We start from the raw sequence: 12,439 nt of genomic DNA on the forward strand, positions 1-12,439 counted from the left end.
GAATGTTTCACTGAAGTCGTTTTGACGACTGTTCGTAGATGCATCAAAGGCCGCCGTTTTTACGATGAAGTTACATTCAAAATTAGAATGCACTGAGCATCATTAGCGGCGACACTCTTTTAATTTCGCCCTCAACGCTAACGCCCACGGCAGGGGCGGCTTACCTTATGCGCGATTTACGCGAAAATGGGAGCGCAGCGACCCGCGTAAAACGTGCATAAGGTAAGCCGTCCCGCGGAGGCCCGAAGGGCCGGAGCTTCACTGCCCGTGATTGTTATGAGTCAGTGGCACGGAGTTGGTTGACCACATGTTCCAGCGTGAACTGATTTTTGCTAGATCCAATGACAACCCCCTCCTCGTTAAGGCCAGAAATCTCAAAACCTTCTTCTATATCTTCGTAATAGACAACGCTCGATCCAGATTTAGCAACCATAAATACTAACTCTGAGTTACCCCACCGCTCTATTTTTATATAGGTCAAAGGAACTCTAATACTCTCGAAGTATTCTAGGTCACCTTGATCAAGGTCTGAACATTGGAGCTCTATCACCTTCTCCAGTTCAGCTTCAGTAATTGGCTGCCATTTCATAGGGACTCATAACGCCGCAATCAGCCGCGGCCAAGTTTGTGCGCTTTTTGCGCGAAAATGGGAGCGGAGCGACCGCGCAAAAAGTGCGCAAAGTTGGCCGTCGGCTGCATTGCTTTGTTAAGGCTAGTCACTGCTAGAACCAATGAATACCCAGCGCTGCCCCTTTGATTGTATATCACAAGCAAAATCCCAAAATACAGGATAAGCCGGATGACCTTTCTTAAACTCAAACTTTGCAACCGACTCTGCTTGCTCAATATTTATTCGTGTAAATACATTACTCAGTAATTTGGCTATTTCTGCTTTTTTTGACTCTAATTCCAACGGACCTGCACTTTTGTCTCCATCATAAAAAACCATTTCCATAATTTCGGAGACGACTTTCTGTGGGGACGAAGACACTACATCGGATATTCTACAATTCTCCGAGATCAATTTTCTCAGGATCTCCTCCAAAGGCACATCGGGATTGGTAGGACCATAGAGGTTGAACCAAACTTCGTAGTTGATCCCGTATAGTAGATCTTCAATTCGTTTGAACTCTTCTAACCTTGTATCGCGCACGATCTTCATGGGTAACTCGGTGCCTTAACGCCCGCAACAGGGGCGACCAATGCTATGCACGTTTTGTGCGAAACTGGGAGCACAGCGACCCGCACTAAACGTGCATAGCGTTGGGCGTCCCGCGGAGGCCCGAAGGGCCGTAGCAAACTGCTTGCGTTTGTTAAGGCAGACTTCACTCACAGCCAGCATCAGAGCCACCGAAATCCAGCCCTCCATCAAACCCGTAATTCGAGATTGATGTTACATTTAGCTTTACTCTCTTTTGACGCAACTCACTCTTTAGCGCCTCATTTTGTTTTTTTAGAGCTATTTTTTCAGACTCAGAGAATTTCTGATCATCTTGGAGTTCAGCGCCGCAATACATGCAGATATTAAAACTTGTATTCTGAATCTGACGATTACAGGCGCTGCATGTACCTTTCTTCATATGATGCTAATGCCTTAACGCCGCCGGCAGGGGCAGCTTACCTTGTGCGCGTTTTGCGCGAAAATGGGAGCGCAGCGACCCGCGCAAAACGTGCACAAGGTAAGCTGTCCCACGGAGGGCCGAAGGCCCGGAGTAAATTGCCCGGCCTTGTTATGAGTTTACTGCGATTCTGGCTCATGTATTGTTTTGCCCGTTCCTGGGTCTAATAGCTTTGAAACTTCATTGACATAGAAAAAATTGACTTCCACACCCTCTTGGGGTGGACTAATATTTGTGGTGATATGCGCGAAATCATCACCCATGTCATAACCCCACGCAATATCGTTAACATTTAGTAGCTCGCCGTTTTCCAAGTGGACTAACGTCAATTGTCCGCAACGTTTCTCCAACATCTTAACGATTAAATTTCCTTCTGCGATATTCATAGAGACTCATAACGCCCAGCGCAGGCGCAGACAGCGCGGAGCGTATTTTGTGTTAATGTTTGAGCGACAGCGAGTAACACAAAATGTGCGTAGCGTTGGCTGTCGCTCTGCCGCTGCTTGTTAACTGATTACTCTCCGGTATAAATTTCGAACTTACCGCACTTGCATTCATCAATAATTTTCAGCCCTTGATGCCGAAGATACAAGCCTGAAATAAATAGGCCTAGGCTTGCGGCTGCAAAATAAATTGGATCAAATTTTTCTGGATTGACAGCCAAAGCTAAAAATGGAGCAAACATTGCCCAAAGTAGCTTGGCACTCAAACTCAGTAACTGCTTTCCGTATAATTCTTTTGTCTCTTGATGCTCATAATAATTATGACCACTTCCATGTAAAAATTGCGCCCAATTAAAGCACTTCAACATTAATACCTTCCTTGCTTAATATCAGTTAACATTTTAATAATGAGCGTGTGCATATATAGACACAGAGATTGGAGAATGATGTCTAGATATGCACACCCGTGTCTATATATAACCTAAATCTCCACGCTCCAGTCAATATCGGTACATAGTTCAACAAGGCCTTCTTCAATCCGGTGAGCAAGTCCGAGTTTTATCGCCTCGTCGCGGCGCGTAATCCAGGCTTGTATCTGTCGACTCCATTTGCCACCGGCATGTTTGATTGCGCGCCGCTGTTCGGTTTCTTCGTAGCTAATTTTGAGCGCTACTGCTTCCGCTTGACGGACTGCGTTGGGGTAGTTTGAACTGACTCCCTCGGCAGACCGCGGTCTGGTATCAACAATGACCTCTACGGTCGTGTACACCGTGGTGCCGCAATCTGATGCACGGTAACGTACAGTGCACAAGCGCTCGCCATATCGTTCAAGAAATCTTTTGGCTCCGCGCTCGCTGGGACGCATTGTTTTTATTACTTTCATCACTCATTCCCTGAAATCATCGGCGAATTCCCTTTCGCCGTTCAAATTTTGTTACAGACCGAGCTTACTCCAGATTTCATCCACCCGCTGGGTTACCTGCGAATCTTTGACGATGGGTCTTCCCCACTCTCGGGTTGTTTCTCCTTCCCATTTGTTGGTGGCATCAAACCCGATTTTCGAGCCGAGTCCGGAAACCGGGGAAGCGAAGTCGAGATAGTCGATGGGTGTGTTTTCCACCATGACGGTATCGCGTGCAGGGTCCATACGCGTGGTCATTGCCCATATCACGTCCTTCCAGTCTCTGGCATTGACGTCGTCATCGGTGACAATGACAAACTTTGTGTACATAAATTGCCGTAGGAAAGACCACACGCCCATCATTACCCGCTTGGCGTGACCAGGATACTGTTTTTTCATGGTGACGACGGCCAGGCGGTAGGAGCAGCCTTCCGGGGGAAGATAGAAATCGACGATTTCGGGGAATTGTTTGCGCAGTATGGGAACAAAAACTTCGTTTAATGCCTCGCCCAGAACGGCGGGCTCGTCCGGTGGGCGACCGGTGTAGGTGCTGTGGTAAATAGGGTCTTTACGATGGGTGATTTTTTCCACCGTGAATACCGGGAAGCGGTCGACCTCGTTGTAGTAGCCGGTGTGATCGCCATACGGACCTTCATCCGCCATGTCTTCCGGATAGATGAAGCCCTCCAGTACAAATTCGGCGCTTGCGGGCACATGCAAGTTGCTGAGCTTCGCTTCGGCGACTTCGGTTTTACTTCCACGCAGGAGCCCGGCAAACGCGTATTCAGAGAGGGTATCCGGCACCGGCGTAACGGCACCGAGGATAGTGGCCGGATCGGCCCCAAGCGCCACGGCTATAGGAAAGGATTCTCCTGGAAATTTTTGCTGCCAGTCACGGAAGTCCAGTGCGCCGCCGCGGTGCGAGAGCCAGCGCATAATCAAACGATTTTTGCCGATCAGCTGCATTCGGTAGATACCGAGGTTCTGGCGCTTCTTCTCGGGGCCGCGGGTAATAACCAGAGGCCAGGTGACGAGCGGTGCGGCATCACCGGGCCAGCAGGTCTGGATCGGCAGTCGGGTGAGATCTATGTCGTCGCTGTCCTGCTCTATCTCCTGGCACTCCGCCCTGTTCACCACCTTCGGGCTCATATTCATGACCTGCTTGAAAACAGGCAGCTTTTCCCAGGCGTCCTTTAATCCTGCCGGTGGCTGAGGCTCCTTTAGAAAGGCGAGCAGCTCACCGACTTCTCTGAGCTCACTGACCGTGTCCCGCCCCATGCCGAGCGCAACACGCTCCGGGGTACCGAATAGATTGGCGATTACCGGGGTGTCGTAGCCGGTGGGATTTTCAAATAGCAGCGCGGGTCCGCCAGCGCGCAATACACGGTCGGCGATTTCCGTCATCTCCAGATATGGGCTGACTGGATACTTGATGCGTTTCAGCAAGCCACGCTTTTCCAACAAATGGATAAAGTCGCGCAGGTCTTTGTATTTCATGTGTTACCGGTCGACGAGAAAATTTAGCGACCAAGTGTAAAACAGTCCGGATCAAATGGGGAAAATTGGAAGGAGGGAGCAAACAAACAGGAACGGCGCGCCGTACCGGGGAGGTATGGCGAAAGACGAAAAGGAGGAGTTAAACAACCCGCAGCACTCGCTGCGGGTTGTCGAGCATCTAAGTAGAAACTTAGAAGCGAGGACGACGTGGGCGGTCGCCGCCACGGTCTTCGCGCGGCTTGGCTTCGTTAACACGGATGTTACGGCCAGACAGCGGCTTGTCATTCATTTCTTCGATAGCCTTACGCGCTTCGTCGTCGTTAGGCATTTCTACGAAACCAAAACCTTTAGAACGGCCAGTTTCCCGGTCAGTGATTACAGTAGCCCGGGAGATTTCACCGAACGCACCGAAAGCTTGGTGCAGATCGTCAGAGGTTACGCCGTAGGCCAGATTTCCGATATAGATATTCACAAAAAAGTCTCACTAGAGGTAAGTGGGCTGTCGAGCATTCACAATTGGATAACCAGCTCCACCACGTTATCCACTTGAGATTGGTCTGGAATCAGCCGACTTCCCAGCCGCCTGTGACCAATTCGGTTGGCGTAAACATTGGTCATTTACGCCGCAATGCTGGCCTTTATATGCCTAACGCCCTGCTATTTCAACAGGAATCGGCGTAATTTCCCGCCTCATTCGTCGCATTGCAACATTTATCCAAACAATAGAAAAAAGGCCGACGCAAACCGTCAGCCCTTGTTCGTTGAAAAGTTATTTCCGTTTCATGGAAAGGAAGAACTCGTCGTTGGTTTTGAAGTCCTTCAATTTATCAATCAGGAATTCAGTGCCAGCAAGATCTTCCATATCGTGTAGCAATTTGCGCAGAATCCACACGCGCTGCAGCTCGCCTTCCGGCATTAGCAGTTCTTCACGGCGAGTACCGGAGCGGCGAACGTTGATGGCCGGATAGACGCGCTTCTCGGCAATCTTGCGGTCCAACTGCAACTCCATGTTACCGGTACCTTTGAACTCCTCGAAGATAACTTCGTCCATCTTGGAACCGGTATCCACCAGAGCGGTGGCGATGATGGACAGACTGCCGCCTTCCTCGATGTTCCGTGCTGCACCAAAGAAGCGCTTAGGGCGCTCCAGCGCGTGCGCATCCACACCACCGGTCAGTACCTTGCCTGAGCTCGGTACGGTGGTGTTGTAGGCGCGCGCCAGACGGGTGATGGAGTCCAGCAGGATCACTACGTCTTTCTTGTGCTCCACCAGGCGTTTGGCCTTCTCGATCACCATTTCCGCGACCTGTACGTGGCGGGCCGGCGGCTCGTCGAAGGTGGACGCGACCACTTCACCGCGCACGGAGCGCTGCATCTCGGTAACTTCTTCCGGGCGCTCGTCGATCAGCAGAACGATCAGGTGGCACTCCGGGTTGTTGCGGGTGATGGCCTGGGCCATGTTCTGCAACATGATGGTTTTACCGGCTTTAGGCGGCGCCACAATCAGGCCACGCTGGCCTTTGCCGATAGGTGCGATCAGGTCGATGATGCGGCCGATAAGATCTTCGGAGGAGCCATTTCCGCACTCGAGGGTGAGGCGTTCATTGGGAAACAGCGGTGTGAGGTTTTCGAACAGTATCTTGTTGCGGGCGTTTTCCGGCTTGTCGAAATTGATATCGCTGACTTTCAGCAGGGCAAAATAGCGCTCGCCTTCTTTGGGGGGGCGGATCTTGCCGGAAATGGAGTCGCCGGTGCGGAGGTTGAAGCGGCGAATCTGGCTGGGGGAAACATAGATATCATCGGGGCCGGCTAGGTAGGAGGAGTCGGCTGACCGCAGGAAACCAAACCCATCCTGAAGAATTTCCAATACGCCTTCGCCGTATATGTCTTCGCCGCTTTTGGCGTGGCGCTTGAGGATATTGAAAATGATGTCCTGTTTGCGCGAACGGGCGAGGTTTTCCAACCCCATGCCTTTGGCAATTTCAATCAGTTCTTCAATGGGTTTTGTTTTTAATTCAGAAAGGTTCATACCAATTGCTTTATTAAGGTTTCTGCTATCCGTTGGCGCGGACGCGCCGGATGTTTCTGCGGGGGGAGTTGAAAGTTCGATGTTGATATTGCCCGTAAAGATCTGTCGACGGACTGGCTGACCGCACGCAATTCATCACTCTTCGGAAAACGGATTACCGCTCACCAGTGGCACGCTTGATTTGGCAAAGGCGCCAGGTAGGGGTCGTTCAACTTGAGGAGTTTGCGCCGGAGAGGCTGGATCGACAGCGGGGTTGGCGACTTGGCTCAGATCTGGACTGAACAGTTAACTTGATTACTAGGCAGTATAACGGCAGTTCCGCATCCTGCAAGGCCTATTTCACACGCCGGCAGCCTCTGTTATCGGGAACTTCCGCGCTGGAAACCCTCGCCAACGTCCTGGGGCGCACCAGGCGCCTCAGGACAGGGACTCGGACCCGGGGAATCAGATCTGGCTGTCGATGAACTCGGTCAGCTGTGCGCGGGACAGAGCGCCGACCTTGGTGCCCTCCACATTGCCGCCCTTGAACAGCAGCAGGGTGGGAATACCGCGCACGTTGTACTTGGCCGCAGCTTCCTTGTTGGCATCCACGTCCACTTTGACAACTTTCAGTTTGTCGCCGTAGTGACCGGCCAGGTCTTCCAGAACCGGCGCAATCATCTTGCAGGGGCCGCACCACTGCGCCCAGAAGTCTACCAGTACAGGGCCTTCGGCCTTGAGTACTTCGGCTTCAAATTCTGCATCGGTAACGTTGACGATATTCGCGCTCATAGTGGTTTCCTGTGGTTCTGGTTCTTTGGGCCCAGCGGCTGCGCCGGCAGACATGATAAGTAGGGTCCGCGGGTCCCGCAAGGCAAATGCTTCCGCCATGATTGGCGTTTGAGCGTATATGCGGGCGCCTGGCCGCTTTTCAAGTACCGTTCAACAGCGCGCTCACTTCGCCCGCAGGAAGCGTTGCAGTATTTCGTCGATGTAGTCGTAACCAAAGGGGGTGGTAACGATGTCCGGGCCAATGGGGGCAACCAGCTCCATGGCTTGTAGCGACGCCCACTCCCGCGCCAATGCCGCCAGCGGCACGCCGGTATACGCCGGAAAGGTGTCGGCCGGGACCCCCGCCGTCAGTCTCAGGGAGTTCATCAGGAACTCCAGTGGCCGCTCTGCAGGAGCCACCTCGCTGACTCTCGGCGTGGGAAATTCGAGCCCGCCCTCTCCCATACCACAGCCCAGAGCCAGGTAGTCCCGCGGGGCGCGGGTACGCTGGGTTCGGATGATACGGCCGCTTTCGGTCAGGGTGAACTTGCCGTGGGCGCCAGCACCGATGCCGATATAGTCGGCAAAAGACCAGTAATTCAGATTGTGCCGCGAGGCGAGGCCGGTACGGCTATAGGCGGAGACCTCGTAGCGGCTGTAACCCTGTTCGGCCAGATATGCGCGGCCCGCCTGCTGGATGGCCGCAATTTGCTCCGAGCCGGGCGTTACCGGCGGTGCGGAGTAAAAAGCGGTGTTGGGCTCAATGGTCAGCTGGTACCAGGAAAGGTGTTCAACACCCAGCTCCACCGCGCGCTGCAGATCCCGCAGTGCATCGGTCTCCGACTGTCCCGGCAAGCCATGCATCAGGTCGATGTTGATATTGTGGAAACCGGCGCTGCGCGCCTGGGTGGCGGCCGTCACCGCCTCGGATCCACTGTGGATACGCCCCAGATTGCGCAGCTGCAGCGGGTCGAAACTCTGTACGCCGATAGAAAGGCGATTGACACCGGCGCTGCGATAGCCGGCAAACTTGGCCTGCTCAAAGGTGCCCGGATTGGCCTCCAGGGTAATTTCGATGCCCTCGTGAAAGCCCACCAGGGATTCCGCCAGATCCAGAATCCGTCCGATCGCGGCCGGCGAAAACAGGCTCGGCGTACCGCCGCCAAAAAAGATCGAGCCCAGTTTCCGCCCCTGCACCCAGGGCAGTTGGCTGCGTAAATCCCGCTCCAGCTGATCCACATAGTCCACTTCCGGCAACTGCCCCCCGTCGGGCTCCGTTCCCGTAGTATGGCGCGTCGCTATATGTTCGCCCGCGGCAAATTCGTGAGAATTGAAATCACAATACGGGCATTTGCGGACACACCAGGGGATATGCACGTAGAGACTGAGCGGCGGCAGCCGCAGCGGGAGCAAATCGTTGATCTCGGGCATAGGTCAGAACAACATCTTGCCGGCGTCGCCCACCGCCGGCTTTTCCGGCAACACCATCTCCTCGTGCCACAGTTGTTCGAATTTCCTTACTGCCTGGGCGCGGTGGCTGAGGCGGTTCTTCACCTCTCTCGGCAGTTGTGCAGAAGTCAATTTTTCCGAGGGAACATAGAACAGCGGGTCGTAACCGAAGCCCTGATCACCCGCGGGACTCTCCAGAATTATCCCCTGCCAGCGCGCGGTACACACCAGCGGCACCGGGTCTTCCGGGGTGCGCACAAAAGCCAGTGCACAATGAAAACTGGCGGAGCGGCGATCCGCGGGCACATTTTCCAGAGCGTCTAAAAGTTTGCGATTGTTGTCGTCATCGCTGGCGTCGGCACCGGCATAGCGCGCGGAGAATATTCCCGGTGCACCGTCGAGCGCATCAACCGCGAGTCCGGAATCATCCGCCAGCGCCGGCAAACCACTGGCGCGACTGGCGTGGCGTGCCTTGATCAACGCGTTCTCAATAAAACTGAGGCCGGTCTCGACCGCCTCCTCAGCAACGAACGCTGACTGCGGCAATACCGCAATCTGCCAGCCTGCAAACAGCTGGGAAAACTCTCTCAGTTTGCCCGCGTTGCCGCTGGCGAGAACGATCTTGTCCATGGGTGATTGACTACCGAAATGTGCCGACCGCGAGCACATGTGCCCGCGGCAATACCGCCTACCGCAGCTCAGTTCTTGTGCAGTTGGCGGCGGAAGGTGAGCTCCTGGGTGCTGCCGTCCGGCAGTACCAGGTCAATATTGAATGTGAGCGTCTCTTCGTGTTCAAAACGGAAGGGCGCCAGGTAATACACGGCATCCTGATCGCGAACCTCCTGAAAATCCAGCGATCGGGACTGCTGGATGAGATTGGTGGCATTGCCAGAGACGCCAGCGCTCATGCCCTTCAAATCGCCCTTCTTGCTCACAGAAATATTGACGAATGCGCGGTCCCGGGCGCGCACCAGATTGTACTGGCGGGCGATATCAGGGGAAATAAAATCGCTGTTGAACACCGAGTAGGTGACCCGGTAATCACCGAAGTCCTGGAAGTTTTCGATAATTTTGGCGCCCTGCGCCGCCGCTGCGGCCGCCCACAATAGCAGGGCTATGGAAATAAAAGCAGCAAACAGACGTTTCACAGCGTCCTCCTGAATATTTTCATATGTTGTCGTCGCCTCGCCGCCAGAGCGCTCTCAGTAAAAGCCTGCGATGACGCGCTTTACAACCTTCTTGTGGACAATATTAGCGAGTCAGATGGTAAATCGCCGTTTCACCGAACAGATTCGGTAAAAAATCTTTCAACATCGCGGAAACCGGCGACTCAGAAACCACCTGCCGGTGCAGTATCCGCCAGTGGTGGTCACGACAAAGTACTTCGAAATCCTTGAAAGTACAAAAGTGAATATTAGGTGTGTCGTACCATTCGTAAGGCAATAAGTCGGAGACCGGCATGCGCCCGGAAAACGCCAGATGCCAGCGCGCCCTCCACTGTCCGAAGTTGGGAAAAGTGATAATGCATTCCCGCCCTACCCGCAGCATTTCTTCCACCACCAGGTGGGGAAACCGCAGCGTCTGCAACGCCTGGGTCATGACAACGGTGTCGAAACTCTGGTCTGAAAAGTTGGCAAGCCCCTTGTCCAGGTTCTGTTCTACCACGCTCACGCCGCGCTCGACACACTTCTGGATCTGCTCCGGGTCGATCTCGAGGCCATAAGCGCTGACCCCTTTCTGCTGCGCGAGCCGCACCAACAGCTCGCCGTCACCACAACCGAGATCCAGCACCCGGGACTTGGGCGCAACCCAGTCGGCAATAATGTCGAGATCCTTGCGCGTCATACCGACACCTCCGCGCGAACTTCGTTGGCGACATTATTCATATAGGCAGCAAAGACCTTTTCATAGCGCTCGTTGGGCAGCAGAAAGGCGTCGTGCCCCATGGGCGACTCCACTTCCGCGTAGGTGACGGGAACATTGGCGTGCATTAGCGCATCGGCAATTTCCCGCGAGCGCTCCGGTGCAAAACGCCAGTCGGACGTGAACGACACCAACAGGAACTTGCAGCACGCGTGGGAAAATGCCTTTACCGGATCGTCATCGTACTCGCGCGCCAGGTCGAAATAATCCAGGGCGCGGGTCATCAGAATGTAAGTGTTCGGATCAAAACTGCCGGAAAAGGAATCACCCTGATAGCGCAAATAACTCTGCACCTGGAATTCCACCAGTTCCTCAACGCCCTGCTGGAAAGTGCCGGAGCGCAGTTCGCGCCCGAACTTCTTACCGAGGCCGTCGTCGGAAAGATAAGTGATATGCCCGATCATACGCGCCACCGCCAGGCCGTGGCGTGGCAGCGTGTTCGCCTCCAGATAACGCCCGTCGCAGAAGTCGGGATCGGACGTGATCGCCTGGCGGGCGGTCTCGTTGAACGCGATATTCTGCGCGGAGAGTTTCATCGCCGAGGCAATGACCACGCAGTGACGCAGCCGCTGTGGATACTCCAGCGACCAGCGCATCGCCTGCATACCGCCGAGACTGCCGCCCACCACAGCCGCCCACTGTTCAATACCCAAGAGATCCGCGAGCTGCGCCTGACTGTGCACCCAATCCCGTGCGCGCAGCGGCGGGAAGTCCGGGCCCCACGGTTTACCGCTGGCTGGATTGATGGACGCCGGGCCGGTGGAGCCGTGACAGCCGCCGAGATTGTTCAGCGCCACTACATAAAACTTGTCGGTGTCGATGGGCTTGCCCGGGCCGATATAGTGATCCCACCAGCCTGGACGCTTGTCGTTTTCACTGTGGTAACCCGCAGCATGGTGGTGGCCGGAAAGCGCATGGCAGATCAGCACACCATTGCTTTTATCGGCATTCAGGGTGCCATAGGTTTCATACACCAGCGTGTATTCATCCAGAACGCGGCCGCAGGCCAGCTTGAACGGCCCGGGAAAGGTGTGACTTTTAGGCTCGACCAGACCGACCGACCCGGCGCTGAGACGATGGTGTTGGGATTTGGCTGTTTCCGATGGCACAGGAAGCTTCCGCAATACTGAGAGGAGCGCAGTGTACGGGAAAACACCCAGCGAATTAACCCCGTATCACAGTGGCGGAGCCCAGTAAATTCGGGCAGTTTGCGGCGCCAACTCTGGGCCCGCCCCCTTCACCCGCAAAGAAAAAAAGCCGTACTATCTCCTCGACCACGGAAGGTTGGAGCACGAGGGTTCACGATGTTGTTTTACCAGGAGTTCGATACCCCGGTCGGCCAGGTAATCGTCGCTGCTGACCAATCGTCACTAGCCGCACTGTGTTTCGCGTCTGCCATAGATCAGAACAGAATCGAACCCAGCTGGCAGCAACACGGGACACCGCTGCTGCTGCGCTGCCATGAACAGCTGCAACAGTACTTTCGCCGCGAGCGCCGCGAAATTGACCTGCCGTGCCGGCATGTTGGCACCGAGTTTCAGAAAATGGTGTGGCGCAAATTGCGGGATATCCCATTCGGCCAAACCTGGACGTACGGTCAACTGGCACACAGCCTCGGCCGGCCGGAGAGCGTTCGCGCAGTGGGGCAGGCCATCCGCGCCAACCCGCTGCCAATCATTCTGCCCTGTCATCGCGTGATCGGCAGCGACAACAGTATCAAGGGACATCCCGGCGGCGCCGCCGTGAAGGAAAGCCTGTTGAATTTTGAGGCCTTCGGATTCGGTTGAACAGACCGGTCCGCCAGATATCGCCGCGACCGATGCCCTCA

General features: G+C 54.7%; 16 protein-coding genes. 1 reads left to right on the top strand and 15 read right to left on the bottom strand.

What is annotated here, in order from left to right; translation table 11 throughout:
• Positions 1 to 274: 274 nt before the first annotated feature.
• From GNX18_RS12670 to GNX18_RS12740, 15 genes are all read right to left on the bottom strand, one after another.
• Positions 275 to 589 carry a hypothetical protein gene (locus GNX18_RS12670; RefSeq protein WP_166218550.1) on the bottom strand — a complete coding sequence of 105 codons (315 nt, stop codon included), beginning with the start codon at positions 587 to 589 and terminating at the stop codon, positions 275 to 277.
• Between the two features lie 123 nt (positions 590 to 712).
• Positions 713 to 1,162, bottom strand: coding sequence for a hypothetical protein (locus GNX18_RS12675; RefSeq protein ID WP_138235226.1), 450 nt, complete (start codon positions 1,160 to 1,162; stop codon positions 713 to 715).
• Positions 1,163 to 1,325: 163 nt separating this feature from the next.
• Positions 1,326 to 1,580, bottom strand: a complete 255-nt coding sequence (locus GNX18_RS12680; RefSeq protein WP_166218552.1) for a hypothetical protein — start codon at positions 1,578 to 1,580, stop codon at positions 1,326 to 1,328.
• 158 nt (positions 1,581 to 1,738) lie between these two features.
• On the bottom strand, positions 1,739 to 2,005 hold the full coding sequence (locus GNX18_RS12685; RefSeq protein ID WP_166218554.1) for a hypothetical protein: 267 nt from the start codon (positions 2,003 to 2,005) through the stop codon (positions 1,739 to 1,741).
• Positions 2,006 to 2,133: 128 nt separating this feature from the next.
• Positions 2,134 to 2,430 (bottom strand): hypothetical protein, encoded by a 297-nt coding sequence (locus GNX18_RS12690; protein WP_166218556.1) that lies wholly within the window; start codon positions 2,428 to 2,430, stop codon positions 2,134 to 2,136.
• 113 nt (positions 2,431 to 2,543) lie between these two features.
• Positions 2,544 to 2,945 (bottom strand): hypothetical protein, encoded by a 402-nt coding sequence (locus tag GNX18_RS12695; RefSeq protein WP_166218558.1) that lies wholly within the window; start codon positions 2,943 to 2,945, stop codon positions 2,544 to 2,546.
• 51 nt (positions 2,946 to 2,996) lie between these two features.
• Positions 2,997 to 4,460: a 4-hydroxy-3-polyprenylbenzoate decarboxylase gene (ubiD, locus tag GNX18_RS12700; protein ID WP_166218560.1), complete on the bottom strand. Its 1,464-nt coding sequence runs from the start codon at positions 4,458 to 4,460 to the stop codon at positions 2,997 to 2,999.
• A 190-nt stretch (positions 4,461 to 4,650) separates the two neighbouring features.
• Positions 4,651 to 4,932: an RNA-binding protein gene (locus GNX18_RS12705; protein WP_105102742.1), complete on the bottom strand. Its 282-nt coding sequence runs from the start codon at positions 4,930 to 4,932 to the stop codon at positions 4,651 to 4,653.
• Between the two features lie 297 nt (positions 4,933 to 5,229).
• Positions 5,230 to 6,489 carry a transcription termination factor Rho gene (gene rho / locus GNX18_RS12710; protein ID WP_138237080.1) on the bottom strand — a complete coding sequence of 420 codons (1,260 nt, stop codon included), beginning with the start codon at positions 6,487 to 6,489 and terminating at the stop codon, positions 5,230 to 5,232.
• Positions 6,490 to 6,933: 444 nt separating this feature from the next.
• The gene (trxA, locus tag GNX18_RS12715) at positions 6,934 to 7,260 is read right to left on the bottom strand and encodes a thioredoxin TrxA (protein ID WP_138237081.1); all 327 of its coding nucleotides are present in this window, start codon (positions 7,258 to 7,260) and stop codon (positions 6,934 to 6,936) included.
• 162 nt (positions 7,261 to 7,422) lie between these two features.
• Entirely contained in the window at positions 7,423 to 8,670 is a 1,248-nt protein-coding gene (hemW, locus tag GNX18_RS12720; protein ID WP_166218562.1) for a radical SAM family heme chaperone HemW, read from the bottom strand.
• Between the two features lie 3 nt (positions 8,671 to 8,673).
• Positions 8,674 to 9,318 (bottom strand): RdgB/HAM1 family non-canonical purine NTP pyrophosphatase, encoded by a 645-nt coding sequence (rdgB, locus tag GNX18_RS12725; RefSeq protein WP_166218564.1) that lies wholly within the window; start codon positions 9,316 to 9,318, stop codon positions 8,674 to 8,676.
• A gap of 68 nt (positions 9,319 to 9,386) precedes the next feature.
• Positions 9,387 to 9,836, bottom strand: coding sequence for a DUF4426 domain-containing protein (locus tag GNX18_RS12730; protein ID WP_166218566.1), 450 nt, complete (start codon positions 9,834 to 9,836; stop codon positions 9,387 to 9,389).
• Between the two features lie 103 nt (positions 9,837 to 9,939).
• Positions 9,940 to 10,533 carry a methionine biosynthesis protein MetW gene (metW, locus tag GNX18_RS12735; RefSeq protein WP_138237085.1) on the bottom strand — a complete coding sequence of 198 codons (594 nt, stop codon included), beginning with the start codon at positions 10,531 to 10,533 and terminating at the stop codon, positions 9,940 to 9,942.
• Complete coding sequence (locus GNX18_RS12740; protein ID WP_166218568.1) at positions 10,530 to 11,720, bottom strand: homoserine O-acetyltransferase; 1,191 nt, start codon at positions 11,718 to 11,720, stop codon at positions 10,530 to 10,532. The genes metW and GNX18_RS12740 overlap by 4 nt, the downstream gene beginning before the upstream one ends.
• Before the next feature lie 195 nt (positions 11,721 to 11,915).
• Between GNX18_RS12740 and GNX18_RS12745 the strand changes: the two genes are divergently transcribed.
• Positions 11,916 to 12,398 (top strand): methylated-DNA--[protein]-cysteine S-methyltransferase, encoded by a 483-nt coding sequence (locus GNX18_RS12745; protein ID WP_166218570.1) that lies wholly within the window; start codon positions 11,916 to 11,918, stop codon positions 12,396 to 12,398.
• Positions 12,399 to 12,439: the final 41 nt, after the last annotated feature.

The organism is Microbulbifer sp. SH-1 (genome assembly GCF_011326135.1).
In the GTDB taxonomy this organism is placed as follows: domain Bacteria; phylum Pseudomonadota; class Gammaproteobacteria; order Pseudomonadales; family Cellvibrionaceae; genus Microbulbifer; species Microbulbifer harenosus.